The following is a 26381-nucleotide window of genomic DNA, read 5'->3' on the forward strand; positions in this document are numbered from 1 at the left end:
CATCACAGCTGAAGGAAGAACTATGCCCACCTCAGATATCAAAGCGACCCTGTCGTTCTCGGATGGCACGCCGTCCCTGGATTTCCCCGTCTACAAGGGCACCATCGGTCCGGATGTCATCGACATCCGCAAACTGTACGGCGCCACCGGCAAGTTCACTTATGACCCGGGCTTCATGTCGACTGCGGCATGTAATTCGTCGATCACTTACATCGACGGAGACAAGGGCGAGCTGCTGTACCGCGGTTACCCGATCGAGCAACTGGCGGTCAACTGCGACTTCCTGGAAACCTGCTATCTGCTGCTGCACGGCGAACTGCCTACCGCAACGCAAAAGGAAGAGTTCGTTGAAACAGTGACCCAGCACACCATGGTTCACGAGCAAATGAATTTCTTCTTCCGCGGTTTCCGTCGCGATGCTCACCCGATGGCCGTGCTGACCGGTTCGGTCGGCGCCTTGTCGGCGTTCTACCATGACTCGCTGGACATCAGCAATCCGGTGCACCGCGATGTTTCCGCGATCCGCATGATCGCCAAGCTGCCGACGCTGGTCGCCATGGCGTACAAGTACAACATCGGCCAACCGTTCGTGTACCCACGCAACGACCTGTCGTACAGCGCCAACTTCATGCGCATGATGTTCGCGAACCCATGCGAAGAGTACAAGGTCAATGAAGTGCTGGTGCGCGCGCTGGACCGTATCCTGATCCTGCACGCAGACCACGAGCAAAACGCATCGACATCGACCGTTCGTCTGGCCGGTTCGTCGGGCGCGAATCCGTTCGCATGTATCGCTGCCGGCATCGCCTGCCTGTGGGGCCCTGCCCACGGCGGCGCCAACGAAGCTGCATTGACCATGCTGGAAGGTATCGGCTCGGTCGACAACATCCCTGAGTTCATCAAGCAAGTGAAGGACAAGAACTCCGGCGTCAAGCTGATGGGCTTCGGTCACCGCGTCTACAAGAACTACGATCCACGCGCCAAGCTGATGCGTGAAACCTGCTACGAAGTCCTGAATGAACTGGGCCTGCACGACGACCCATTGTTCAAGCTGGCCATGGAGCTGGAAAAGATCGCGCTGGAAGACGACTACTTCGTGTCGCGCAAGCTGTACCCGAACGTCGACTTCTACTCCGGTATCGTCCAGCGCGCGCTGGGCATCCCGACCTCGATGTTCACCTGCATCTTTGCAATGGCGCGTACCGTGGGCTGGATTGCTCAATGGAACGAAATGATCTCCGATCCGGAACAAAAGATCGGTCGTCCGCGCCAGCTGTTCGTCGGCTCCGCGAAACGCGACGTTTCGCCGATCGACAAGCGCGGCTGATAACGGCGTTGATGGCCGTCCGGCAAGGCCGGTCATCAAGCTGTCATCATCTCGTTGCAGCTTCTTGCGTAAAGCGGAGGGCTTGCCTTCCGCCAGCGCAACAAATGGCACAAATAAAAAAGCGAATCTCAAGGATTCGCTTTTTTATTGGAAATAAGGATATATAATTCGGGCTATGCTGGCTGGATAACTCAAAAAGTTCAGGTAGACATGGTCCTTCCCCACAACTTGATGTGCAATCCGCTAACCGGTCAGGCCGTGTCGCGGAAGGTTAGATTAACCCGCTAATCTCGCGAAACGCGAAGAAAGGTGAGCCAGATATGACTCAGCTCTACGAGCAATATAATCTCAACTCCTACCTCTTTGGTGGGAATGCGCCGTACTTGGAAGAACTGTACGAGGCGTACCTCAATAACCCCGGATCCGTACCAGACAATTGGCGTGCCTATTTCGACGCGGTGCAACACGTGCCTGCAGTTGATGGTTCCAATCGTCCTGACGTCGCCCATGCACCGGTCATCGCTTCGTTCGCCGAGCGCGCCAAGCAAGGTCCGATCCGCACCGTGGTCGCTTCGGCTGATACCGAAATGGGCCGCAAGCGCGTCGCCGCCACCCAACTGATCGCCGGTTACCGCGACCTGGGTTCGCGCTTCGCCAACCTGGATCCGCTGCAACGCCAGGAACGTCCAAGCATCCCTGAACTCGAGCCGACTTTCTACGGCTTCAGCGATTCCGACATGGATATCGTGTTCAACATCAGCAACACGTATTTCGGCGGCGAAACCGCATCGCTGCGCGACCTGCTGCAATCGCTGCGCGACACATACTGCCGTTCGATCGGCGCCGAATTCACCTACATCAGCGATCCGGCTGAAGTGCGCTGGATCCAGGAGCGCCTGGAGCCGACACGCGCGCTGCCGCAATTCACGGCGGAAAAGAAAAAGCACATCCTCGACCGCCTGACCGCAGCCGAAGGCCTGGAGCGCTACCTCCACACCAAATACGTCGGCCAGAAGCGTTTCTCGCTGGAAGGCGGCGAAAGCTTCATCGCCTCCCTGGATGAAACCATCCAGCGCGCCGGTGAAAAGGGCGTGCAGGAAATCGTTATCGGCATGGCTCACCGCGGCCGTCTGAACGTGCTCGTCAACATCCTCGGCAAGACGCCGCAAGAGCTGTTCTCGGAGTTCGAAGGCCATCACGCCGACGACCTGCCGGCCGGCGACGTCAAGTACCACCAAGGTTTCTCCTCCGACATCAGCACCCCGGGCGGCCCAGTCCACCTGTCGCTGGCGTTCAACCCGTCCCACCTGGAAATCGTCAACCCTGTGGTTGAAGGCTCGGTCAAGGCGCGTATGGACCGTCGTGGCGACAAGGACGGCTCGCAAGTGCTGCCGATTCTGGTCCACGGCGATGCAGCTTTCGCCGGCCAGGGCGTCGTGATGGAAACGCTGAATCTGGCGCAGACTCGCGGCTACGGCACCGGCGGCACCGTGCATATCGTGATCAACAACCAGATCGGTTTCACCACATCGGATCCACGCGACTCGCGCTCGACGCTGTACTGCTCGGACGTGGTCAAGATGATCGAAGCGCCTGTGCTGCACGTCAACGGCGACGATCCTGAAGCCGTCGTGTTCGCCACGCAAATCGCGGTCGACTACCGCATGCTGTTCAAGAAGGACATCGTTGTCGACATCATCTGCTTCCGCAAGCTGGGTCACAATGAGCAAGATACACCGGCGCTGACACAGCCGCTGATGTACAAGAAGATCGCGCAACATCCGGGCACACGCAAGCTGTACGCTGAAAAGCTGGCTGCACAAGGCACCATCCCGGCCGAAGGCGGCGACGACATGGTCAAGGCTTTCCGCGATGCGATGGATAGCGGCAAGCACACTGTCGATCCGGTCATCACCAACTTCAAGAGCAAGTACGCCGTCGACTGGCTGCCGTTCCTGAATCGCAAGTGGACCGACGCTGCCGATACTGCAGTACCGCTGGCGGAACTGAAGCGCCTGGCGACACGCATCACCACCATCCCTGAAGGCTTCAAGGCGCACGCGCTGGTTGAGAAGGTCATTAACGACCGCGCTGCAATGGGTCGTGGCGATCTGAACCTGGACTGGGGCATGGGTGAACATCTGGCCTACGCTTCGCTGGTTGCGTCCGGTTACGCCATCCGCCTGACTGGTCAGGATGCCGGCCGCGGCACCTTCGTCCACCGTCACGCTGTTCTGCATGATCAAAACCGTGAACGTTGGGATGCTGGCACCTACATCCCTCTGCAAAACGTCGCAGAAAACCAGGCGCCGTACACCGTCATCGACTCCGTGTTGTCCGAAGAAGCGGTGCTCGGTTTCGAATACGGTTACTCGACTGCCGAACCGAACACGCTGACGATCTGGGAAGCCCAGTTCGGCGACTTCGCCAATGGCGCGCAAGTTGTGATGGACCAATTCATCAGCTCCGGCGAAGTGAAGTGGGGCCGCGCTTCGGGTCTGGTGCAGATGCTGCCGCACGGTTACGAAGGCCAGGGTCCTGAGCACTCGTCCGCGCGTCTTGAGCGTTATCTCCAGCTGTGCGCCGACAACAACATGCAAGTTGTTCAACCGACCACCGCCGCGCAGATTTTCCACTTGCTGCGCCGTCAGATGATCCGTTTGTTCCGCAAGCCGCTGATCATCCTCACGCCGAAGTCGCTGTTGCGTAACAAGGATGCCGGTTCGCCGCTGTCCGACCTGGCCAAGGGTTCGTTCCAGACCGTCATTCCGGAACTGGACGACAAGCTCGACGCCAAGAAGGTCAAGCGCATCATCGCTTGCTCGGGCAAGGTCTACTACGATCTGGTCAACGCACGCAAGGAACGCGCTCAGACCGACACGGCAATCATCCGCGTCGAACAACTGTATCCGTTCCCGCACAAGGCGTTCGCCGCTGCGCTCAAGCAATTCCCGAACTTCCAGGAATTGGTCTGGACTCAGGACGAGCCGCAGAACCAGGGCGCATGGCTGCAAATCCAGCACAACATCTTTGAAAATCTGACTGATGGTCAAAAGCTTGCGTACGCAGGTCGTCCAGCCAGCGCATCGCCAGCGGTCGGTTACTACGACAAGCACTATGCGCAACAGAAGGCGCTGATCGACACCGCGTTTTCCAAGCTCAAGGGCTTTGTCCTGACCAAGTAATCAGATCTTGCACAGCGCGCATTGCGAGGGCGATGCGCGCTGATGTTTATTGAACAACCCGAATCGGAGAAGCTACATGGCACAAATCGAAGTAAAAGTCCCGCAATTATCAGAATCCGTTGCAGAAGCCACGCTGCTGCAATGGCATAAAAAAGTGGGCGAAGCCGTCGCACGCGACGAAAACATGATCGACGTCGAAACCGACAAAGTCGTGCTGGAATTGCCGGCGCCTGCCGCAGGCGTCATCACCCAAATCATCAAGGCCGACGGCGCCACCGTGGTCGCCGGCGAAGTCATCGCGATCCTGGACACCGACGCGTCCGCGCAAGTGAGCCCGCTGGAAGTCAAGGCTGCTCCTGCACCGCAAAGCACCAACGAACCGACACCGGTCGCGGCTCCTGAACTGCTCAACAAGTCCGACGTCGCCATGCCTGCTGCCGCCAAGATCCTGGCCGACAACAACCTGTCGACATCGCAAGTATCGGGCACAGGCAAGGATGGTCGCGTCACCAAGGGCGACGTGCTGGCGTCCCTGGCAACACCGAAGGCTGCTGCTCCTGCACCAGCCGCCGCCAAGCCTGCGCTGCAATCCGTTGCCGCACCAGGCAAGCCAAGCCTGGAAAACCGTCCGGAAGAGCGCGTGCCGATGAGCCGTCTGCGCGCACGCGTGGCCGAGCGTCTGCTGCAATCGCAAGCAACCAACGCCATCCTGACCACGTTCAACGAAATCAACATGCAACCTGTCTTGGACCTGCGTTCCAAGTACAAGGACAAGTTCGAAAAAGAACACGGCGTCAAGCTGGGCTTCATGTCCTTCTTCGTCAAGGCAGTGGTTCACGCACTGAAGAAGTACCCGATCGTCAACGCATCGGTTGACGGCAACGACATCGTCTATCACGGTTACTTCGACATCGGTGTTGCAGTCGGTTCGCCACGTGGTCTGGTGGTTCCGGTCCTGCGCGATGCGGATCAACTGTCGATCGCCGACATCGAAAAGAAGATCGGCGAATTCGGTCAGAAGGCCAAGGACGGCAAGCTGTCGATCGAAGAAATGACCGGCGGCACCTTCACCGTGTCCAACGGCGGCACCTTTGGTTCGATGTTGTCGACACCGATCATCAACCCGCCGCAATCGGCGATTCTGGGCATTCACGCCACCAAAGATCGCGCCGTGGTTGAAAACGGTCAGATCGTGATTCGTCCGATGAACTACTTTGCACTGTCCTACGATCACCGCATCATCGACGGCCGCGAAGCCGTCCTGAGCCTGGTCGCCATCAAGGAAGCGCTCGAAGATCCAGCCCGTTTGCTGTTGGATCTGTAATCCAGCATGGCCGCCGGGAAAGCTACTGCGCAACCCGATCTCGCCGCTGTGATGCTCACCGTACATCCGTACGGCTGCGCTTCTCGCGACGACCTCGGGTTGCTCGCTACGCTTGCCCGACGGCCCACAGAGCCGGCTAGGCGCTGAAAGCTTCGGCGTTCAGCGCTTTTTTTGTCTCCGCGGGTCTGCTGACTTGCGCACAACGAATTTAGGAATAAAACATGAGCAAGAATTTTGACGTGGTCGTCATTGGCGGTGGCCCTGGCGGCTACATCGCTGCAATCCGCGCAGCACAACTGGGCTTCAACACTGCCTGCATCGACGAATGGAAAAACGAAAAGGGCGGTCCTGCACCCGGCGGCACTTGCACCAACGTTGGTTGCATCCCATCCAAGGCGCTGCTGCAATCGTCCGAGCACTACGAACATGCCGGTCATGCGTTCAAGGATCACGGTATCGACGTCAAGGGCCTGAGCCTGAACCTGCCGCAAATGCTGGGTCGCAAGAACACCGTCGTGAAGCAGAACAACGACGGCATCCTGTACCTGTTCAAGAAAAACAAGGTCACCTTCTTCCACGGTCGCGGCAGCTTCGTCAAGGGCGACGCCAACGGCTACGAAATCAAGGTTGCAGGCGCCACTGAAGAATCCATCACCGCCAAGCAAGTCATCATCGCCACCGGTTCCAATGCGCGTGCATTGCCCGGCGCACCATTCGACGAAGAACTGATCCTGTCGAACACCGGCGCACTGGCCATCACAGAGGTGCCGAAGAAACTGGGCGTCATCGGCGCCGGCGTCATCGGTCTGGAAATGGGTTCGGTTTGGCGTCGTCTGGGCGCGGAAGTCACCGTGCTGGAAGCGCTGCCGACTTTCCTCGGTGCAGTCGATGAGCAAATCGCCAAGGAAGCGCAAAAACTGCTGGCCAAGCAAGGCCTGACAGTGAGCCTGGGCGTCAAGATCGGCGACATCAAGGCGGGCAAGAAAGACGTCAGCGTCGACTACACCGACGACAAGGGCAATGCGCAAAAGGCCGTGTTCGACAAGCTGATCATCTCGATCGGCCGTACCCCGAATACAACCGGCCTGAACGGCGAAGCCATCGGTCTGAAGCTGGACGAGCGCGGCTTCATCGCCGTCGACGGCGACTGCAAGACCAACCTGCCGAACGTATGGGCGGTGGGCGACGTGGTGCGCGGTCCGATGCTGGCGCACAAGGCGGAAGAAGAGGGCGTTGCCGTTGCCGAGCGTATCGCCGGTCAACACGGTCACGTCAACTTCAACACCATTCCTTGGGTCATCTACACCTCGCCGGAAATCGCATGGGTCGGCAAGACCGAACAGCAACTGAAGGCCGACGGCATTGCATACAAGGCCGGCACCTTCCCGTTCTTGGCCAATGGCCGCGCACGTGCGCTGGGCGATACCTCGGGCATGGTCAAGTTCCTGGCGGACGCCAAGACTGACGAAATCCTGGGCGTGCACATCGTCGGTCCGATGGCGTCGGAACTGATTTCCGAAGCCGTCGTGGCGATGGAATTCCGTGCTTCCGCCGAAGACATCGCACGCATCTGCCACGCTCACCCATCGTTGTCCGAAGCAACGAAGGAAGCCGCACTGGCAGTCGACAAGCGCGCGCTGAACTTCTGATGAAACGAGTTTGCCATTACCGGTAAACTCCGATCATCTCCGATGGGCGAGCCTGGCTCGCCCATTTTGTTTTAGGCTGCAGTATTTAGGCCGCAATGAATCGTCCGTCTCCGGCATCCGGAGGCAGCGCATTAAAATAAAGATCAACCATGGATGTCCGCGAATTCTACGATCACGCGCTAAGCGAGCGTGGCTTCAAATCCGACGAGGCGCAGCAGCGCGCGATCGATCGCCTGCAGCGCGCCTATGAAGAATGGGTGGCGTTCAAATCGCAACGCTCCAGCACTTTCAAGCGCCTGATCAATCGTCCTGACGTACCGCGCGGCGTGTACATGTGGGGCGGCGTGGGACGCGGCAAATCCTTCCTGATGGACAGCTTTTATTCGGTGGTGCCGGTGGTGCGCAAGACACGCGTTCACTTCCACGAATTCATGCGCGATGTGCATCGCCAACTGGACGAGCTGAAGGGCATCGCCAATCCGCTCGACGATGTCGCCAAGCGCATCGCCAAGAAATACCGTCTGATCTGCTTCGATGAATTCCACGTCTCCGACATCGCCGACGCAATGATCCTGTACAACCTGTTGGGTGGCCTCTTCGACAATGGCGTGTCCTTCGTCATGACGTCGAATTACAAGCCGGATACGCTGTATCCGGACGGCCTGCATCGCGACCGCATGCTGCCGACCATCCAACTGCTCAACAGCAAGCTCGACGTCATGAACATCGACGCCGGCGTCGACTACCGCAAGCGCGCGCTGGAACAGGTCAGGATTTATCACACGCCGCTCAATGCCGGCACCGACAGCGAGTTGCGCGAGGCGTTTGCCGCCGTCGCCGAAACTGCCGACGAAGACACGCGCGTACATATCGAAGCGCGTGAGATCCGCGCTTTGCGCCGCGCCGGCAGCGCCATCTGGTTTGATTTCGCCACCTTGTGCGGCGGCCCGCGTTCGCAGAACGATTATCTCGAAATCGCCAGCCGCTTTCAGACCGTAATCCTGTCGGGTATCCCGCGCATGTCCGCGGCAATGTCGTCGGAAGCACGCCGTTTTACCTGGCTTATTGATGTGTTCTACGACCACAAGGTCAAGCTCATCATGTCGGCCGAAGTCGAACCGGAAGAACTCTATACCGAAGGCATGCTGGCAAATGAATTCCACCGAACGGTTTCACGTATCATTGAGATGCAATCGCGCGAGTACATGGATTCCGAACGCCGTCTCGCCGCGGACAAGCTTGCCTGATTATGGATAAGGGTTACATGCAATCATTTCTTCAGAAGACCTGCCGCGCTCCGGCCGCAATGCTGATGCTGGCAGTCGCCGGACTGACGCTGCCGTTGCTCGCCGCCGCCGAACCGGCGCCTTACGGGACGCCCGGCAAGCCGGCGTTCAATGAACGCTATCCGTCGGGATCGATCCGTTCGACCGATGAAGCCGACGAGATCCTGGCGGAAGCAGACAAGGAACGTCTCATCATCGAAGACCAATACATCGCGGAACAGCGTGACTGTTACAAGAAGTTCTTTGTGGCAGTTTGCCTGGACGGCGCGAAAGAACGCAATCGCGTCGCCGGCAAACAGATCCGTGACGTTGAAGTCGAAGCCAATGCCTACAAGCGTCAGGCCAAGGCCGATGATCGCGACAAATCGCTGGCCGAGCAGCGCGCCAAGGACGAGCAGGATTCTGCGCGCCGCGCTGCCGATCAGAAAGAGCGCGATGCCGCCGCCGCACGCAAGGTACAGGAGAGCGCCGCCAAGCAGCAGCAAGTCAAGGAACGCGAGCAGCAGAGCGCAGGCAAAGAGGATGCACGCGTGAAGGCGCATGAAGCGCAGCTTCAGCAGAAACAAGCTGCCGACGCCGCCAAGGCGCCGCAACGCGAGGCCAATGAAAAGGCCTATCAGGAGAAGGTCAAGGCGGCCGAAGTGCACCGCAAGGAAGTTGAGGCCAACAAGGCTCAGAAGGACCGCGAGCGTGCCGCCAAGCAACTGCAGGCACCGGCCTCCGGACCAAGCGTCGCGGATCCGAATCAACCCAAGTAGTCCGGCCGCGGCGGCTTGCTTTGCAGTGAGCGCCGCAACCAACAACGATTGTTGACCTGCGACAGGTGGATTACACTGTGTACAGTTCTTTTTTAGCGGCGATGGCGCGCAGTCTGCAAGCTACGCGCTGCTGCAACCTCCAGCCGTTTTTGCAACAGAAGCCGACATGACAATGACGCACCGCGAAGATATACAGCGCCGTATTATCGAACTGGAAGTGGAGCACCGCGATCTGGACGCCGTGATCGATGTGCTTTCACGCGAAGTGCGTCACGAGGAATTACAATTGCGTCGTTTGAAGAAGCGCAAGCTGCAATTGAAGGACCACATCATGTTGTTGAAAATGCAATTGATCCCCGATATTCCGGCCTGAATCCGACGGCGCGTTTCATCGGCTTTTGGCCGGTTTCATTCGCAGCATCCATTCCCGTTGTCATGACCTTGCCGGGACGGCAACGTCGTCGGCGACAGCATGGCGTCCGACATTTTTCGGGTCAGGTTTAATCTCTTTACAGGCATGAGTCAGTGAGTTCCATCGAAGATACCGCCGCACCGGTCCCACAAGGTATCCATGATGCCGAGGTTGAGCGCCTGTTCGGCGCCGGCGGTCCGCTGGGCGGGCAGGTTGGCAGCTATCGTCCACGCCACGCCCAGACCGAAATGGCCAAGGCCATCGCCGAAGCGATTGCCGGCCAGAGCACCCTGATCGCCGAGGCCGGCACCGGCACCGGCAAGACCTTCGCCTACCTGGTTCCGGCGCTGCTGTGGGGCGGCAAGGTGATCGTTTCCACCGGCACCAAGAACTTGCAGGACCAGCTTTACCTGCGCGACATTCCGACCGTGCGCAAGGCCTTGAGCGCACCCGTCTCGGTGGCGCTGCTGAAAGGGCGTTCCAACTACGTTTGCCATTTCCATCTCGAGCGCACGCTGCAGAACGGTCGCATGACTTCGCGCGATGACGTCGGTTATCTGCGCGAGATTTCGCGCTTCATGAAAACCACCTCCTCGGGCGACAAGGCAGAGTTGTCCAAGGTCCCGGAAAACGCGTTGATCTGGAATCTGGTCACGTCCACGCGCGACACCTGTTTTGGCGCCGAATGCCAGTACTACCAGGACTGCTTCGTCATGAAGGCGCGCAAGGAAGCGCAGCAGGCCGACGTGGTCGTGGTCAATCATCATCTGTTCTTCGCCGACGTCGCTTTGAAGGACACCGGCGTGGCCGAGTTGCTGCCGACCGCCAATACCGTGATCTTCGACGAAGCGCATCAATTGCCGGAAACCGCGACCATGTTCTTCGGCGACACCGTGTCGACCTCGCAGATACTGGAGCTGTGCCGCGACGTGCTGGCCGAAGGCCTGTCGCATGCGCGTGACGGCGCTGACTGGGCCAAGGTGGTGGCGCCGGTCGAGAAGGCGGCGCGCGACCTGCGGCTGGCGTTCCCGGAAGATATCGTGCGCCTGGCGGTCAACCAGATTGCGCCGTCCAGCGTGTTCTTCCCCGCGCTGGAAACTTTGCGCGACAACATGGACGGCATGATCGCCGTGCTCGAAAAACAAGCCGAGCGCGCCGAAACCATCGAGCAATGCCGCACCCGCGCGATCGAGTTGGCGCACCAGCTTGAAAAATGGAATGGCGCGCAGGACAAGGCGGCTAGCGAAGAAGGGCAGACCTACGTGTTGTGGGTTGAGGCGTTCACCTCATCGTTGCAGCTGCATCGCACGCCGCTGTCGATCGCACCGATCTTCAACAAGCAGCGCGAAGGTGTGCCACGCACGTGGATTTTCACGTCGGCGACGCTGGCGGTGAAGAACGATTTCCATCATTACACCTCGCAGATGGGGTTGTGGGACGAGCCTGCAAAATCGTGGCCGAGCCCGTTCGATTATGAGCAGCAAGGTTTGCTCTATGTGCCGAACAACCTGCCGCAGCCCAATTCCTATGAGTACACCGACGCCGTGATCGATGCGGCGCTACCGGCCATCATCGCCGCCGGCGGCCGCACCTTCCTGTTGTGCACCACGATCCGCGCGGTCAATCGCGCTGCGGAACGCCTGCGCGAAGAATTCGAACAGCGCGGCCTGCCGTTTCCGCTGATGGTGCAGGGCGAAGCCGGTCGTACCGAATTGCTGGATCGTTTCCGCGCTTCCGGCAACGGCGTGCTGATCGGCAGCCAAAGCTTCTGGGAAGGCGTCGACGTGCGCGGCGATGCATTGTCGCTGGTGATCATCGACAAGCTACCGTTTTCACCGCCTGACGACCCGGTGTTGGCGGCGCGTATTGCCGAGCTGGAGAAGAAAGGCCTCAACGGTTTTATGCATCATCAGCTTCCGGCCGCGATCATCAACCTGAAGCAGGGCGCCGGTCGTCTGATTCGCGACGAAACCGACCGCGGTGTGCTGATGATCTGCGATCCGCGGTTGATCTCCAAGGGTTACGGCCGCCGCATCTGGCAAAGCCTGCCGCCGTTCAAGCGCACGCGTGAAATCGGCATGGTGGAAGATTTCTTTGCGCGCCGTGCGGCCCTGGCCGCCGTCGAGGAGAGCTGAGAATGGCGGGGCTGCGTTCGTCATCCGCGTCGACCGCGCTGGTGCCGGTGCGCGCCAGCGAACTGATTGTCGGGCAACCGTCACCTTGGCCCATCTATAACGACATGGGTGATTTGCTGCTGGCGCGCGGCAGCATGATTGATACGCAAGGCCAGTTGGACGGGTTGCTCGAACACGGGCTGTTCCGCAACGAAAAATGGGGCGACGAGCCGGACACCGATTCGGTGCCGTTGCCGAAGTCGCTCGATGTCCTGCAAAAACGCCGCCGCTCGAAAGGCCTGCGCCCGCCGGCGCCGAGCCGCGGGCAGGAAAGCATCGTCGGCATGGACGAGGTGCGCTGGCAGATCGGCGACGCTGTCACGCTGCAGATCAAGGAAGCGCCCGAGCTGCGCTACAACATCAGCCTGATCGGCAGCCTGGCCGGCAAGAGCGTGCTGGTGTCGGCGCCGGTCAAGGATGGCAAGTACATTCATTTGCGCGATGGTCAGGTAGTCGTCGTGCGGGCCTTGTCCGGACGTCGCGCGTATGCCTTTGCGACCACCGTTCTCAAATATCAGAACCTGCCTTATCCCTATCTGCACCTGACCTGCCCACGTGAAATACGCTGCACCGTGATTCGCCAGGACGCCCGCGTGGAAGTCGACCTGGATGCCTTCCTGACCATTGGCACGGCGCCGCCGGCAAAGATCAGCCTGCTGGATATCAGCGTCGGCGGTGTATCCGGCATCGGCAACTTTCTCGGCAGCGGCAAGGACGCCACCGGCCGCTTGCGCTTCATCGTCAATGTCGCCGGCGAAGAGCGCGGGCTGGATCTTGATGTGGTGTTGCGGATGGTGGAGGCCGACGCTGATCCTCACTACGCCAAATACGGTCTGGAATTCGTCGACGTGTCGGCGCGCGACCGTGTCATCCTGTCGGCGTTCGTCTATCAGACCGTCAGCGAAACGGACTGACGTCGCGCCTGCAAAACAGGTTTTTCTGCAAGGCCGGAGGTGCTGCAGTTTTTGCGTCGAACGGTCGCATTTCTCCCTGAATTGAGCCGGGCGCTTCGGGTAAAATGGCGGGATGAAAATTCTCATCAGCAACGACGACGGTTACCTTGCTCCAGGCCTCATTGCGCTGGCCGACGCCTTGTCCGCCATCGCCGAAATCACCGTGGTCGCGCCCGACAGCAACCGCTCTGGCAGCTCCAATTCGCTGACGCTGGACCGGCCGTTATGGGTTGAGCGCGCCGGCAATGGTTTTTACTACCTTAACGGCACGCCCTCCGATTGCGTGCACGTCGCGCTGACCGGTTTGCTGCCGGACCGTCCCGACCTGATCGTCTCCGGCATCAATCAGGGCCAGAACATGGGCGACGACACCTTGTATTCCGGCACGGTTGCCGCAGCGACCGAAGGTTTCCTGTTTGGCATCCCGGCCATCGCGTTTTCGCAATTGCACAAAGGCTGGGAACATCTGGATAGCGCCGCGCGCATCGCCCGCGAAGTGGTTGAACGCCAGTTCGACGCCATCGCCAAACCGTATCTGCTGAACGTCAACATTCCCAACCTGCCGTATGCCGAACTCAAGTCCTGCGTAGCGACGCGACTGGGCAAGCGCCATATGTCGGAGCCGGTCTACAAAATGCGTGATCCGCACGGCAAGGACATCTACTGGATCGGCCCGCCGGGTGGCGTCAAGGATGCCGGCGAGGGCACCGACTTCCATGCGACCGCGAACGGCCACGTGTCGATCACGCCGTTGCAGATCGACCTGACGCACACCAGTCAGTTGGCCGACCTGAAGAAGGCGCTCGTATGACCGGCAAACCTAGCCGCTTCCCGCTGTCCTTGTCTTCCGTGGTGGAGAAGAAGGGCAAGACCGCCTCTGGCGCACCTGCGCGCACCGTGGTGACGCCGCAAACGGCAACCCGCAATGCCGCGCTGGACTCCGGTCGCCTGGCCGCGAAGGCGCAGGCAGCGCGCGCTGCGCAGCAGCCGACGCCAGCTTCGCAAGCCGGCAAGACTGTTGCCATGCCCGTCTCACGCACGGCATTGCCGACGCCGATTGCCACATCCAATCGCTCGGCGCCGCTGGTGTCCGAAGCGGTCCGCAAGGCCATGGTGGCGCGCGTGGCAAAGCAAGGCGTCAGCGATCAAAAGGTATTGGCGGCGATGGAGGCAGTGCCGCGCCACATGTTCATGGAGCCGGGGCTGTCGAGTCAGGCCTATATCGATGCCTCGTTGCCGATTGGACATCACCAGACCATTTCACAGCCGTATATCGTGGCGCGCATGATCGAGATCATGCGCGACAACAACAAGGGCAAGGTGCTCGATCGCGTGCTGGAAATCGGCACCGGTTGCGGCTACCAGGCGGCCGTTCTTTCGCTGGTCGCGAAAGAGGTGTTCTCGATCGAGCGCATCAAGCCCCTGCACGAACTGGCCAAAACCAATTTGCGGCCGCTGCGTATTGCCAACATCCGCTTGCATTACGGAGATGGTATGCTAGGCCTGCCGCAGGTGGCGCCGTTCGACGGCATTATCCTGGCGGCGGCCGGACTGGAAGTGCCGCAGGCGCTGCTGGAACAGCTGGCGATCGGTGGGCGCCTGGTGGCGCCGGTCGGGGGGCGTCAGCAGATGTTGCAGCTCATCGAACGTATCAGTAAATTCGAGTGGACCAGCGAAACCCTGGAAGAATGCCATTTTGTGCCGCTGCGTCCGGGCACGGTGTAACAAGAAATAAAACAAGCTATTCAAAAATACGGCGGCGAGCGGTTTTTTGCCTCGCCGATCCCGATGAACTTCTCGCGCAGGACGCGGGTCAACGTTATCGTTGTACAAAATTTAATGTAATGAGCATGAAAAATAATCGTCTGGTCTGGTTGGGGATTGTCGTGAGTCTGCTGGCAGGGTGTACTACCACCCCGCGCACTGCAGCTCCTGTGGTGGAACGTACGACCAGCTCGGCCAAGCCGGCGGTAGACCCCACCAAGATCGCAGCAGCGGCACCGGCGCGCCCTGAGGGAAAAGGTTATTACACGGTGAAGAAGGGCGATACGCTGTATCGCATCGCACTGGAATCGGGGCAGAGCTATCGCGACATCGTGGCCTGGAACAATCTGACCAACGCGAACGACATCAAGGTCGATCAGGTGCTGCGCGTTTCGCCGCCTGACGGTGTTCAGACCGGCGCCGTAGTTGCGCCGGCGGTGGGTGCGTCAGGTATTGAAGTTCGTCCGTTGGGCGCGTCGTCTTCCGCAGGTGCTGCTCCGGCAGCGGCCGGCACGGGCGCCAGCGCCAACAAGACAGGTCCGCGCGGCGACAAGCGCGCCTATTCGGACAGCACGCTGGCCGAGCTGGAGAAGCCGGACGCGGCGCCATCGAGCGCTTCGACGGCTCCGGCAGCAGCGCCTGCTGCGGCCCCTGTGGCCCAAGCTCCGGCCAAGGCCGAAGCGGCGCATCCAGCCGAGAAGCCGGCTGCTGCAGCGGCGACAGGCGACGATGATGCCGTCTCCTGGATGTGGCCTGCTGAAGGCAAGGTGGTCGGCACCTTTGACGGCGGCAAGAAGGGCGTCGACATCGCCGGCAAGAGCGGTCAGCCGGTGCTGGCAGCAGGTGCCGGCAAGGTCATGTATGCCGGCGCCGGTATCCGCGGTTACGGCAACCTTGTAATCGTCAAGCACTCGAATAATCTCTTGTCGGCTTACGCGCACAACAAGACGATATTGGTGAAGGAAGGACAAGCCGTAACCAAGGGGCAGAAAATTGCCGAGATGGGGAATTCGGATAGCGACAGCGTCAAGTTGCACTTCGAAATTCGCCAGCAGGGCAAGCCTGTCGATCCGTCGAAATACCTACCGCCACGTTAGCGTATGAGCCCAAGCCCTCGCGATCACCTGCCAGACGATGAGTCCCGATCGGACGATCCGGTCGAGCCGTTGGAAGCAGTCGACGATCTGGAAGTCATTGACGAGGGTGAAGAAGCTGATGCCGAGGGCGAAGCAGAAGTCGTCGTCGTTGCCGAGGGCGTAGAAGAACTCAAGAAGGTGCTGGCAGCCGAGCTGTCCACCGACACCACCCAGCATTACCTTAACCAGATCGGCACCCGGCCGCTGCTGACGGCGCCGGAAGAGCTGTATTTCGCCACGCTGGCCAAGCAAGGCGATTTCGCTTCGCGCCAGAAGATGATCGAGCACAACCTGCGCTTGGTCGTGTCGATCGCCAAACACTACATCAACCGCGGCGTTGCCTTGCTCGACCTGATCGAAGAGGGCAACCTCGGCCTCATGCGCGCCATCGACAAGTTCGAGCCGGAACGCGGTTTCCGTTTCTCGACTTACGCCACCTGGTGGATCCGCCAGAGCATCGAACGCGCCATCATGAACCAGGCGCGCACGGTGCGCCTGCCGGTGCACATGGTGCGCGAACTGAACCAGATTCTGCGGGCGAAATACCATCTGGAAGCACAGCACCACGACGGCCGCGACGCCACTGCGGAAGATATCGCCCATCTGGTTGATCGCCCGGTCGAAGACGTGCAGGACGTGCTGGCGCTGTCCGAACATGCGGCTTCACTCGATACGCCGCTCGACAATGATCCGCAGGCCAGTCTGATCGACCTGTTGCCGGGCTCGCTCGACGAGAGTCCCGACACCAAGGCCGAATACCACGAAGTGTCGATACTGATCCGCGACTGGCTTAAAAATTTGCCGGACAAGCAACGCATCGTCATCACCCGGCGTTTCGGACTGGACAACGACGATCCTTCCACGTTGGAACAACTCGCTTCAGAGATGGGCATTACCCGCGAACGTGTACGCCAGGTCCAGCAAGAAGCCCTGATCAAGCTCAAACGCAGCCTGCTGGCCCGTGGCGTCAGCAAGGACGCGCTGTTTTAGCTTCCCTCCGCCGACGGTATCGCCGACAATAGCGGTTTTGGTCTTTTCATTTGGTCGCGACGATAGTCGCTTCTATTGCCTCTATTGTTTCTATGCAGCAAAACATCATCAATATCAAAGCCCTCGACATGGACGGCCGCGGCGTCGGCCATGTGGCGAACGAGGACGGCACTCAAGGCAAAGTAATTTTCGTCGAAGGCGCGTTGCCCGGAGAACAGGTCAGTTTCCAGTCTTACCGCAGGAAACCGAAGTGGGAAGCCGCCACCATGACCGCCTTGCATCGCGAATCCTCGTTGCGCGTCAAGCCGCAATGCGACTACTTCGGTCTTTGCGGCGGCTGCGCCATGCAGCATCTGGAGCCGTCCGCGCAGGTCGCCATGAAGCAGCGCGTACTCGAAGACAACCTCTGGCATCTCAGCAAGCTCAAGGCCGAAACCATGCTGCGGCCGATCTATGGGCCGACCTGGGGTTACCGCTACCGCGCGCGGATTTCAGTCAAGAACGTGGTCAAGAAGGGCACTGTGCTGGTCGGTTTCCATGAAAAAAAGTCGCCGTTCGTCAGCGACATGAAGACCTGCGAAATCCTGCCCCCGCATGTTTCGGCAATGCTGATGCCGCTGCGTGCGCTGATCGGTTCGCTGAGTATCGTCAACCGTCTTCCGCAAATCGAACTTGCGATCGGCGAGGGCGACAACGGTGTGAAAACCACGGTGATGGTCTTGCGCGTAATGGAGCCGCCGAGCGCCGACGACGAAGTCAAGCTCAAGGCTTTTGCCGATGAGCACAAGGTCGAATGGTGGTTGCAGCCGAAGGGGCCTGATACGGCGCATCCCTTCTATCCGCCGCAATCGAACCTGCATTACACGCTGCCGGAATTTGGCATCCGCATGCCGTTCAAGCCAACTGATTTCACCCAGGTGAATCACCAGATCAATCGTGTGCTGGTAGCGCGGGCGTTGCGTTTATTGGATGTGCAGCCGGAAGATCGCGTTGCCGACTTGTTCTGCGGCCTCGGCAATTTCACCCTGCCAATCGCCACGCTGGCGAGGGAAGTTGTCGGCATCGAAGGTAGCACGGCCTTGACCGAGCGCGCCGCCGAGAATGCGAAAGTCAATGCGGTCGCCGGCAAAACGGCGTTCTACTGCCGCAATCTGTTTGAAGCGACCACAGAAGATTTCATCGCACTGGGAAAGTTTGATCGCATGCTGATCGACCCTCCGCGCGAAGGTGCGCTGGAAGTGTGCAAGGCGATTGCCGGTCTGAGCGAACAGCACGCCCATCTGAAGCCGAAGCGCATCGTCTATGTATCCTGCAACCCGGCGACGCTGGCGCGCGATGCAGGTGAACTGGTCAACCTGGGTGGTTACCGCCTGACGCTGGCAGGGGTGGTCAATATGTTCCCGCATACGGCGCACGTGGAATCGATGGCGGTATTTGATTTGCCTGATTGAGTGATGGCAGTGAGGTAATAAAAAGCCGACCAGAAGGTCGGCTTTTTATTTGACGCGTTTTGCTGCGGAATCAATCGCGATTGCCGCCCAGGATGCCCAGGATCGAGAGCAAGTTGACGAACACGTTGTAGACGTCCAGGTAAATCGCCAGGGTGGCCGAAATGTAATTGGTTTCGCCGCCGTTGATGACTTGTTGCACGTCATACAGGATGTAGGCCGAGAAAATTCCGATTGCCACCACGGAAATGGTCAATTGCAGCGCAGGCAGTTGCAGGAAGATGTTGGCCAGCGAGGCAACGATGATCACCAGTACACCGGCGAACAACCATTTGCTCATGCCCGAGAAATCACGTTTGGACACGGTCGCAACCGTCGCCATGACGCCGAAAATCAGCGCGGTGCCGCCGAACGCAGTCATGATCAGCTGGGCGCCGTTGGAGTAGCCCAGCGTGTATTCGATCAGGCGCGACAGCATCAGGCCCATGAAGAAGGTGAAGCCGAGCAGGACAGCGACGCCCAAGCCGGAATTCTTGGTCTTTTCGATTGCGTAGAAGAAACCGAAGGCCACCGCCATGAACACCACGAAACCGATCATCGGGCTGCCGGCGAACAGGCTCAGATGGAACTGTACTCCCAGCCATGCGCCCAGAACGGTCGGGATCATCGACAATGCGAGCAGCCAGTATGTGTTGCGCAGCACGCGATTGCGGGCCACGGCGCCTGTATTCAGGTTTTCAAGTGTGTTTTGCGAGTAATTGTTCATTCGTCCTCCGGTAGCGTTAAATGCGAACAGAGCATAGCACGACGCTCACTGCATGAGACATCGCCACAAGGGTGAAGTTCGGTAGTGGAAGCGGTTAATTTTTGTCAGTTTGTCATGCTTTAACGCGAATTAGGCTGATAAATGGTCGTTTCATGGTAGAATTAAAGGTTGATTGAATTGTTAATTAACAGCTTTAACCCTTTCTTTTTATTGGAGTTTTTACACATGGCAATTGAACGCACCCTGTCGATTATCAAACCGGACGCAGTTGCGAAAAACGTGATCGGTCAGATTTATACCCGTTTCGAAAACGCCGGCCTGAAAATCATCGCTGCGCGCATGATTCACTTGTCGCGTGCCGAAGCTGAAGGTTTCTACGCGGTTCACCGCGAGCGTCCATTCTTCAAGGATCTGGTCGACTTCATGGTCTCCGGTCCTGTGATCGTGCAAGCCCTGGAAGGCGAAAACGCCATCCTGAAGCACCGCGACCTGATGGGCGCAACCGATCCGAAGAAGGCAGAAAAAGGCACAATCCGCGCCGATTTCGCTGATTCGATCGACGCCAACGCAGTGCACGGTTCCGACGCAGCAGAAACAGCCAAGGTTGAAATCTCGTATTTCTTCCCAGCGCTGAACATCTACTCGCGTTAATTTGTAGCAAGTTGTCCTTGATGTTTAGTGATCTATGCATCAAGGTTAACGAAAAGTGGTACATGTCATGACAACAGCTCTCACCAATCTGCTGGATCTGGATCCCGCGCAACTCGTTGCTTACTGTGGCGAGTTGGGTGAGAAGCCGTTTCGCGCCAAACAATTGCAACGTTGGATACACCAATACGGCGTTGCCGATTTTGCCGAGATGACAGATCTCGCCAAGTCGCTGCGTGAAAAGCTGTCGACGCGGGCCCATGTGACCGCTCCGGCCATCATCAGCGACCATACTTCTACCGACGGCACCCGCAAATGGCTGGTGGATGTCGGCAACGGCAATGCCGTTGAAACCGTATTCATTCCCGAAGAAAACCGCGGCACCCTGTGTATTTCGACCCAGGCCGGCTGTGCGGTCAATTGCCGTTTCTGTTCGACAGGCAAGCAAGGCTTCAACCGTAACCTGAGCGTCGGCGAAATCATCGGCCAGTTGTGGATGGCCGAGTTCGAGCTGCGCAAGACCAAAGGCGTTGAAGCCGGTCCCAAAGGCGAGCGCCAGATCACCAACGTGGTGATGATGGGCATGGGTGAGCCTTTATTGAATTTTGAACCTACCGTTACCGCCTTGAAGCTGATGCTCGACGACAACGCGTACGGTCTGTCGCGCCGCCGCGTGACCTTGTCCACCAGCGGCGTGGTGCCGATGATCGACAAGCTGTCGCAGGAATGTGCGGTGGCGCTGGCGGTGTCGCTGCATGCGTCCAACGATACATTGCGCGACGGCCTGATCCCCCTGAACAAGAAATACCCGCTGCATGAATTGATGGCGGCGTGCAAGCGCTATCTCGAATTTGCGCCGCGTGATTTCGTGACGTTCGAATATTGCATGCTGGACGGCGTCAACGACAGTGACGCGCATGCGCGCGAACTGGTGGCGCTGGTGCAGGGCGGCGGCGACGCCAAGGCTGCAGTGCCATGCAAGTTCAACCTGATTCCGTTCAATCCATTCCCTGAATCGGGATTGAAACGCTCGCACAATCCGCGCATCAAGGCGTTTGCCCAGATCCTCATGGATGCCGGCATCGTCACGACGATTCGCAAAACCCGCGGTGATGATATCGATGCCGCATGCGGCCAGTTGGCGGGCGAGGTCAAAGACCGCACCCGTGTGCAGGAGCGCATGCAGAAGATGACTGAATACCAGCAAAAATTCGGCAAGGATTTCGGTCGCATCGTGGAGATCTCCGGGTGAGGAAACGCTGGCAGAATAGTGTCATTGCCCTGCTGCTGGCGCCTGCTTTGCTGCTGACCGGATGTGTTTCTTCCAAAACGGACAAGACCGCCGCCGGCGACAATGTGCCGGTATCGTCGTCCCGCATGAACGTCCAGGCTGACGCCCAGAAGCGCGCTGATATTCGTTTGCAACTGGCGGTGGGTTACTTCGAGCAGCGCCAGTTTGCCGTGACGGTGGAAGAGGCTGGACTGGCTTTGCAGGCAGTTCCCGATTTTGCTGAAGCCTATGGCATGCGCGCATTGGCATTCATGGAAATGGGGCGCAGCAGGCAAGCTGAGGCCGATTTCCGTCAGGCGCTGAATCTCGCACCCGGCAATCCGGATTTCGCCAATAATTACGGCTGGTTCCTGTGCAACGACGGTCGTGCAGCCGAAGCGATACCGTACTTCGAGGCGGCGATCGCGCAACCGACTTACCGTTCGCCGGGCAAGGCGCTTGCCAATGCGGGCGCATGCAGCCTGAAGCTGCAGAATGCCGCGGCGGCAGAGCGCTATTTTGCACGGGCGTTCCAATATGAACCGGCCAGTCTGACGACCAACGTGAATTTGACCAGAATTTACTTTGACCGCCGTGAGTTCGAGCGTGCGCGCTTTCACATTGGTCTGGCGGCAAAAAATGATGTCTTGAATGTCGATACGCTATGGCTAGCCATCAAGATTGAACGTAAACTAGGCAATCAATCAGCCGAAAATGAACTGGCGGCGCAGTTGCGCCGTCGCTATCCGTCTTCGTCAGAATACGCGGCTTATCAACGTGGAGCATTTGATGAGTGATCAGCAGGGAAATGAAGCGCCAATCTCCGATTTCGCGTCGGGGACAGAAGAGGTAAGGCAAGTGGCATTACCCGGAGCGCTGTTGGCTGCGCAACGTCAGGCCAAAGGGTGGTCTGTGGAGCATGCTGCGGGTCAGCTGAAATTCGCCACGCGCCAGGTGATCGCACTGGAATCAGACAATTACGCGGCGTTGCCGGGACCTGTCATCGTGCGCGGTTTTGTACGTGCCTACGCCAAGTTGTTGGGGCTGGATGCGAATGCGCTGGTGGCATTGTTGCCGCAGGACGGTCCCGCGCAAACCGGGACGATCGTACCGCAGCGCACGCTGTCGACGCCGTTTTCAGAGTCGCCGCTGCCGTTGGGCAATCGCAGTAAGGTTTCGCCCGGACTGGTGGTTGGCGGTGTGCTGGTGGTGTTGCTGATCGGCGCGGCCGCGGTAATCCATCGCACCGATGCTTTCAACGACGTGCCGCAACTGGCATGGTTGAAGCCGGGCGCCAAAACGACTTCGGACGAACCGGCTGTGGCGCCGGCGCAAGCGCAGGCAGACGCTCAGCAGGATTTGCCGGCTGAAGTACAGGACGGTTCGGACAAGAGCAAGCTTGAAAAGGTCGAATCGGCTGTGACGAGTGCGGCCAGTTCTGCCGGCTCGGCAATCACCACTGTTTCCGAGCGGGTAGCCAGCGCGGTAGCGCCGAGCGCGCCGGAGCCGGCTGCGGTGAAAACGCCGGCCGCCGAACCGGCACAGCCGAAAGCCGCAGCAGCACTGGTGAATCCGGGGTCGCCCGTGACCGGCAGTCTGAACATCAGCAATAGCAAGGATTTGCTGCGTCTCACCTTCCGTGAGGATTCGTGGGTGGAAATCCGCCGTGGCGACAAGTCGACCATGATTTCGCGCTTGCTCAAGGCCGGCACCACCGAATCGTTCGACATCAATGAGCCGGTCACGCTGGTGGTCGGTAATGCAGCCGGTGTCGACGCCAGCCTGCGCGGCTCCAGGCTGGATCTGGAAACCGGCAGCAGCAGCAACGTGGCGCGTCTGAGCCTGAAATGAATTTGAAGAATTTGAAATAAAGCACGTATGTCATCTTCGCCTTTTCCGATCGCATCCGGCCCGTCAGGCCGTCGTCAAAGCCGCCGCGCCGTCATTCGATACGGTGATCGTGAAGTGGTGGTCGGCGGCGGCGCGCCGGTCATGGTGCAGTCCATGACCAATACCGACACAGCCGACGCCATCGGCACGGCGATCCAGATCAAGGATCTGGCGCGCGCCGGATCGGAAGTGGTGCGCATCACCGTCAATTCGCCGGAAGCAGCGGCAGCGGTGCCGGCGATCCGTGAGCAACTTGATCGGATGGGCGTGGACGTGCCGCTGGTGGGCGATTTTCATTACAACGGCCACACGCTGCTCAACGATTATCCCGACTGCGCCAAGGCGCTGTCGAAGTACCGTATCAACCCCGGCAACGTCGGCAAGGGCGCCAAGCGCGACAGTCAATTCGCCCAGATGATCGAAGCGGCTTGCCGCTACGACAAGCCGGTGCGCATCGGCGTCAACTGGGGCAGCCTGGATCAGGCGCTGCTGGCGCGCATCATGGATGAAAATGCCGGACGTGCAGAACCGTGGCCGGCGCAGGCCGTCATGTACGAAGCACTGGTGACGTCGGCCATCGAAAACGCCCAGCGCGCAGAAGAGCTGGGCCTGGCCGGCGACAAGATCATCCTGTCGTGCAAAGTGTCGGGCGTGCAGGACCTGATCGCCGTGTATCGCGAGCTGGCGCGCCGTTGCGACTATCCGCTGCACCTCGGTCTGACTGAGGCCGGCATGGGCAGCAAGGGTATCGTCGCCTCGACCGCAGCCTTGTCGGTGTTGCTGCAAGAGGGCATTGGCGACACCATCCGCATTTCGCTGACGCCGGAACCGGGCGGCGACCGCACTCGCGAAGTCATCGTCGGGCAGGAAATCCTGCAGACCATGGGCTTGCGCAAGTTCACGCCGATGGTAATCGCTTGCCCCGGCTGCGGTCGTACGACATCGACCGTGTTCCAGGATCTGGCGGACAAGATCCAGACCTACTTGCGCGAGCAGATGCCGCAATGGAAGGGCGTATACCCGGGCGTCGAAAGCATGAACGTCGCCGTCATGGGCTGCATCGTCAACGGCCCCGGTGAATCCAAGCATGCAAATATCGGCATCAGCCTGCCGGGCACAGGCGAGTCGCCTGCCGCGCCGGTATTCATCGACGGTGAAAAGCGCATGACCTTGCGCGGCGAGCGCATCGCCGAAGAATTCCAAACCATCGTGCTGGACTACGTGCAAACGCATTACGGCCAGCAAACCACGGCCTGAGTTGTTGCCGGAGCGCCGCTTGTACAGGTCGCCGTCGGCGGGCCTGTGACTGAACAAACCTGAAGATTACTAGCATGTCTGAAAACAAGAAAATCGAAAAAATCGTTGGCGTCAAAGGAATGAACGACATCCTGCCGGCCGATGCTCCGCTGTGGGAATTGTTTGAAAACACCGTGCATTCGGTGCTCAAGAGCTACGGCTTCCAACAGATTCGCACACCGATCGTCGAACCGACCGCCTTGTTCTCGCGCGGCTTGGGCGAAGTGACAGACATCGTCGAGAAGGAAATGTATTCCTTCACCGATTCCATGAACGGCGACAATCTGACTTTACGTCCGGAAAGCACTGCCAGCGTGGTGCGCGCGGCGCTCGAACACAACCTTACTTACGACGGTCCGAAGCGTCTCTGGTACGCGGGTCCGATGTTCCGCCATGAACGTCCGCAGCGCGGCCGCTATCGCCAGTTTCATCAAGTCGGCGCGGAAGCGCTCGGTTTCACCGGCCCGGACATCGATGCCGAACTAATCATGATGTGCCAGCGCCTGTGGGACGATCTCGGCCTGGAAGACATTCGTCTTGAACTCAATTCCATCGGTGACGCTGAAGAGCGCAGCAAGCATCGCGCCGACCTGATCGCTTATTTCGAGCAGCACAAGGAGCTGCTTGATACAGATGCCCAGCGTCGCCTGCATTCGAATCCGCTGCGCATTCTCGATACCAAGAATCCGACCATGCAAGACATGGTCAACGGGGCGCCGAAGCTGCTCGACTATCTGGGTGAAGAGTCGCGCGCGCACTTCGAAGGGGTGCAAAAGATCCTGAATCACAACAACATCCCGTTCACGATCAATCCGCGCCTGGTGCGCGGCATGGACTATTACAACCGTACGGTGTTCGAGTGGGTCACCGACCAGCTCGGTTCGCAAGGTACGGTATGTGGCGGCGGGCGTTACGATCCATTGATCGAAATGTTCGGCGGCAAGCCGACGCCGGCCTGCGGTTTCGCCATGGGCGTGGAGCGTTTGCTCGAACTGATGAAGGCAAGCGGCGAGCAATATGCGCCGAACCAATGCGACGTCTACATGGTCCATCAGGGCGATGAAGCGCAACTGCAATCCTTTGTGCTGGCGGAAAGATTACGCGGTGCCGGGCTGGATGTTGTGCTACATTGCGCATCGGCGAGCGCCGGCGGCAGCTTCAAGTCGCAGATGAAGAAGGCGGACGCCAGCGGGGCGGCGTTTGCGGTGATTCTCGGCGAAGACGAAGTCAAGAACGCGACAGCAACCGTCAAGACCCTGCGTGCAGTCGAAGGCGAAAGCAACCAGGTCACGATTCCTTTCGACGGCGTCACCGACTATGTCGTGGAGCAAATCGTCGGCGACCATGATCACGATCATGGCCATGACCACGTGCATTACCACCCTTAATTTCTGAACTACTTTTAGACTTATTTCATGGCATACGATCTCGAAGAACAAGAACAGCTGGCTTCCATCAAGGCTTGGTGGAGCAAGTACGGCAATCTGCTGACCTGGGCATTGATCGTCGCGCTGGCCGCTTACGGCGCCTGGAGCGGCTGGAATTTGTATCAGAGCAAGCAGTCGCAGCAAGCCTCGCAACTCTATGAAGAGCAGCAAAAGGCGGCAGAGGCCAAGGACGGCGCCAAAGTGTTGCGCGCAGCGACTGACATGCAGGACAAATTCAGCGGTACGGCTTACGCACAGATGAGCGCGCTGGTCGCCGCCAAGTCAGCTTTCAACGCGAACGATACCGAGACCGCCAAGAAACAATTGCAATGGGTCATCGACCATGGCCGCGACGCCGAGTACAAGGCGATCGCGTCGATTCGCCTGGCCGGCTTGTTGCTGGACGCCAAAGCTTACGACGATGCGCTCAAACTGCTGGCAGGAGATTTTCCGGTGCAATTTGCCGGCGCCGTTGCCGACCGCAAGGGCGATATTCTGGTGGCGCAAGACAAACGCGACGAAGCGCGCAGCGCCTACCAACTGGCGCTGGACAAGACCGATGAGCGCAATCCGGGCCGCCAGCTGATCCAGCTGAAGCTCGACGCCATCGGCGGTGCACCGGCCAAGGCCGCGGCCTGAGCATCGCCATAACAACACTCCAACATCTTGCAATTCGGT

At 59.2% G+C, this 26381-nt stretch carries 22 protein-coding genes; 21 read left to right on the top strand and 1 reads right to left on the bottom strand.

Annotated elements, in window-relative coordinates; all coding sequences use genetic code 11:
* The first annotated feature begins 22 nt into the window (after positions 1-22).
* The 14 genes from gltA (at position 23) to rlmD (ending at position 18409) form a co-directional block, all read left to right on the top strand.
* Complete coding sequence (gene gltA / locus E4P32_RS21670; protein WP_116435633.1) at positions 23-1327, top strand: citrate synthase; 1305 nt, start codon at positions 23-25, stop codon at positions 1325-1327.
* Between the two features lie 320 nt (positions 1328-1647).
* Positions 1648-4512, top strand: a complete 2865-nt coding sequence (locus tag E4P32_RS21675) for a 2-oxoglutarate dehydrogenase E1 component (protein WP_116435634.1) — start codon at positions 1648-1650, stop codon at positions 4510-4512.
* 76 nt (positions 4513-4588) lie between these two features.
* Complete coding sequence (gene odhB / locus E4P32_RS21680; protein ID WP_116435635.1) at positions 4589-5836, top strand: 2-oxoglutarate dehydrogenase complex dihydrolipoyllysine-residue succinyltransferase; 1248 nt, start codon at positions 4589-4591, stop codon at positions 5834-5836.
* 221 nt (positions 5837-6057) lie between these two features.
* Positions 6058-7485 (top strand): dihydrolipoyl dehydrogenase, encoded by a 1428-nt coding sequence (lpdA, locus tag E4P32_RS21685; RefSeq protein ID WP_116435636.1) that lies wholly within the window; start codon positions 6058-6060, stop codon positions 7483-7485.
* A 149-nt stretch (positions 7486-7634) separates the two neighbouring features.
* Entirely contained in the window at positions 7635-8732 is a 1098-nt protein-coding gene (gene zapE, locus E4P32_RS21690) for a cell division protein ZapE (RefSeq protein ID WP_116435637.1), read from the top strand.
* Between the two features lie 17 nt (positions 8733-8749).
* Positions 8750-9529: a hypothetical protein gene (locus E4P32_RS21695; RefSeq protein ID WP_233526714.1), complete on the top strand. Its 780-nt coding sequence runs from the start codon at positions 8750-8752 to the stop codon at positions 9527-9529.
* Between the two features lie 166 nt (positions 9530-9695).
* Positions 9696-9902: a DUF465 domain-containing protein gene (locus tag E4P32_RS21700; protein ID WP_116435639.1), complete on the top strand. Its 207-nt coding sequence runs from the start codon at positions 9696-9698 to the stop codon at positions 9900-9902.
* 152 nt (positions 9903-10054) lie between these two features.
* Entirely contained in the window at positions 10055-12076 is a 2022-nt protein-coding gene (locus E4P32_RS21705; protein ID WP_116435640.1) for an ATP-dependent DNA helicase, read from the top strand.
* Positions 12077-12078: 2 nt separating this feature from the next.
* Complete coding sequence (locus E4P32_RS21710; RefSeq protein ID WP_116435641.1) at positions 12079-13029, top strand: flagellar brake protein; 951 nt, start codon at positions 12079-12081, stop codon at positions 13027-13029.
* A gap of 112 nt (positions 13030-13141) precedes the next feature.
* Entirely contained in the window at positions 13142-13879 is a 738-nt protein-coding gene (gene surE / locus E4P32_RS21715; RefSeq protein WP_116435642.1) for a 5'/3'-nucleotidase SurE, read from the top strand.
* Complete coding sequence (locus E4P32_RS21720) at positions 13876-14793, top strand: protein-L-isoaspartate(D-aspartate) O-methyltransferase (RefSeq protein WP_116435643.1); 918 nt, start codon at positions 13876-13878, stop codon at positions 14791-14793. The genes surE and E4P32_RS21720 overlap by 4 nt, the downstream gene beginning before the upstream one ends.
* A 125-nt stretch (positions 14794-14918) precedes the next feature.
* Positions 14919-15929: a peptidoglycan DD-metalloendopeptidase family protein gene (locus E4P32_RS21725; RefSeq protein ID WP_116435730.1), complete on the top strand. Its 1011-nt coding sequence runs from the start codon at positions 14919-14921 to the stop codon at positions 15927-15929.
* 3 nt (positions 15930-15932) lie between these two features.
* Positions 15933-16958: an RNA polymerase sigma factor RpoS gene (rpoS, locus tag E4P32_RS21730; RefSeq protein ID WP_116435644.1), complete on the top strand. Its 1026-nt coding sequence runs from the start codon at positions 15933-15935 to the stop codon at positions 16956-16958.
* Positions 16959-17050: 92 nt separating this feature from the next.
* The gene (gene rlmD, locus E4P32_RS21735; RefSeq protein ID WP_116435645.1) at positions 17051-18409 is read left to right on the top strand and encodes a 23S rRNA (uracil(1939)-C(5))-methyltransferase RlmD; all 1359 of its coding nucleotides are present in this window, start codon (positions 17051-17053) and stop codon (positions 18407-18409) included.
* Positions 18410-18479: 70 nt separating this feature from the next.
* Here rlmD and E4P32_RS21740 read toward each other — a convergent pair whose 3' ends face one another.
* A complete protein-coding gene (locus tag E4P32_RS21740) occupies positions 18480-19172 on the bottom strand; it encodes a Bax inhibitor-1/YccA family protein (RefSeq protein WP_116435646.1) in 693 nt (230 codons plus the stop codon).
* Positions 19173-19397: 225 nt separating this feature from the next.
* Between E4P32_RS21740 and ndk the strand changes: the two genes are divergently transcribed.
* The 7 genes from ndk (at position 19398) to E4P32_RS21775 (ending at position 26342) form a co-directional block, all read left to right on the top strand.
* Complete coding sequence (gene ndk / locus E4P32_RS21745) at positions 19398-19823, top strand: nucleoside-diphosphate kinase (protein ID WP_016834972.1); 426 nt, start codon at positions 19398-19400, stop codon at positions 19821-19823.
* A 67-nt stretch (positions 19824-19890) separates the two neighbouring features.
* The gene (rlmN, locus tag E4P32_RS21750) at positions 19891-21072 is read left to right on the top strand and encodes a 23S rRNA (adenine(2503)-C(2))-methyltransferase RlmN (RefSeq protein ID WP_116435647.1); all 1182 of its coding nucleotides are present in this window, start codon (positions 19891-19893) and stop codon (positions 21070-21072) included.
* Positions 21069-21887, top strand: coding sequence for a type IV pilus biogenesis/stability protein PilW (pilW, locus tag E4P32_RS21755; RefSeq protein ID WP_116435648.1), 819 nt, complete (start codon positions 21069-21071; stop codon positions 21885-21887). The genes rlmN and pilW overlap by 4 nt, the downstream gene beginning before the upstream one ends.
* 61 nt (positions 21888-21948) lie before the next feature.
* Positions 21949-22941 (top strand): helix-turn-helix domain-containing protein, encoded by a 993-nt coding sequence (locus tag E4P32_RS21760; protein WP_233526715.1) that lies wholly within the window; start codon positions 21949-21951, stop codon positions 22939-22941.
* A 27-nt stretch (positions 22942-22968) separates the two neighbouring features.
* Entirely contained in the window at positions 22969-24237 is a 1269-nt protein-coding gene (gene ispG, locus E4P32_RS21765) for a flavodoxin-dependent (E)-4-hydroxy-3-methylbut-2-enyl-diphosphate synthase (RefSeq protein WP_116435650.1), read from the top strand.
* 74 nt (positions 24238-24311) lie between these two features.
* On the top strand, positions 24312-25664 hold the full coding sequence (hisS, locus tag E4P32_RS21770) for a histidine--tRNA ligase (protein ID WP_116435651.1): 1353 nt from the start codon (positions 24312-24314) through the stop codon (positions 25662-25664).
* A 27-nt stretch (positions 25665-25691) separates the two neighbouring features.
* Positions 25692-26342 (top strand): tetratricopeptide repeat protein, encoded by a 651-nt coding sequence (locus E4P32_RS21775; protein WP_116435652.1) that lies wholly within the window; start codon positions 25692-25694, stop codon positions 26340-26342.
* Positions 26343-26381: the final 39 nt, after the last annotated feature.

The organism is Herbaspirillum sp. 3R11 (assembly GCF_004563925.1).
Classification (GTDB): Bacteria; Pseudomonadota; Gammaproteobacteria; order Burkholderiales; family Burkholderiaceae_D; genus Herbaspirillum.

Bases quoted from the DNA above. Each gene is read 5' to 3' on its own strand.
- rlmD (WP_116435645.1), top strand. From the start codon at position 17,051: ATGCAGCAAAACATCATCAATATCAAAGCCCTCGACATGGACGGCCGC.
- rpoS (WP_116435644.1), top strand. From the start codon at position 15,933: ATGAGCCCAAGCCCTCGCGATCACCTGCCAGACGATGAGTCCCGATCG.
- surE (WP_116435642.1), top strand. From the start codon at position 13,142: ATGAAAATTCTCATCAGCAACGACGACGGTTACCTTGCTCCAGGCCTC.
- zapE (WP_116435637.1), top strand. From the start codon at position 7,635: ATGGATGTCCGCGAATTCTACGATCACGCGCTAAGCGAGCGTGGCTTC.
- E4P32_RS21775 (WP_116435652.1), top strand. From the start codon at position 25,692: ATGGCATACGATCTCGAAGAACAAGAACAGCTGGCTTCCATCAAGGCT.
- E4P32_RS21695 (WP_233526714.1), top strand. From the start codon at position 8,750: ATGCAATCATTTCTTCAGAAGACCTGCCGCGCTCCGGCCGCAATGCTG.
- E4P32_RS21710 (WP_116435641.1), top strand. From the start codon at position 12,079: ATGGCGGGGCTGCGTTCGTCATCCGCGTCGACCGCGCTGGTGCCGGTG.
- lpdA (WP_116435636.1), top strand. From the start codon at position 6,058: ATGAGCAAGAATTTTGACGTGGTCGTCATTGGCGGTGGCCCTGGCGGC.
- E4P32_RS21720 (WP_116435643.1), top strand. From the start codon at position 13,876: ATGACCGGCAAACCTAGCCGCTTCCCGCTGTCCTTGTCTTCCGTGGTG.
- E4P32_RS21740 (WP_116435646.1), bottom strand. From the start codon at position 19,172: ATGAACAATTACTCGCAAAACACACTTGAAAACCTGAATACAGGCGCC.
- E4P32_RS21700 (WP_116435639.1), top strand. From the start codon at position 9,696: ATGACAATGACGCACCGCGAAGATATACAGCGCCGTATTATCGAACTG.
- odhB (WP_116435635.1), top strand. From the start codon at position 4,589: ATGGCACAAATCGAAGTAAAAGTCCCGCAATTATCAGAATCCGTTGCA.
- E4P32_RS21675 (WP_116435634.1), top strand. From the start codon at position 1,648: ATGACTCAGCTCTACGAGCAATATAATCTCAACTCCTACCTCTTTGGT.
- hisS (WP_116435651.1), top strand. From the start codon at position 24,312: ATGTCTGAAAACAAGAAAATCGAAAAAATCGTTGGCGTCAAAGGAATG.
- gltA (WP_116435633.1), top strand. From the start codon at position 23: ATGCCCACCTCAGATATCAAAGCGACCCTGTCGTTCTCGGATGGCACG.
- ispG (WP_116435650.1), top strand. From the start codon at position 22,969: ATGTCATCTTCGCCTTTTCCGATCGCATCCGGCCCGTCAGGCCGTCGT.
- E4P32_RS21725 (WP_116435730.1), top strand. From the start codon at position 14,919: ATGAAAAATAATCGTCTGGTCTGGTTGGGGATTGTCGTGAGTCTGCTG.
- rlmN (WP_116435647.1), top strand. From the start codon at position 19,891: ATGACAACAGCTCTCACCAATCTGCTGGATCTGGATCCCGCGCAACTC.
- ndk (WP_016834972.1), top strand. From the start codon at position 19,398: ATGGCAATTGAACGCACCCTGTCGATTATCAAACCGGACGCAGTTGCG.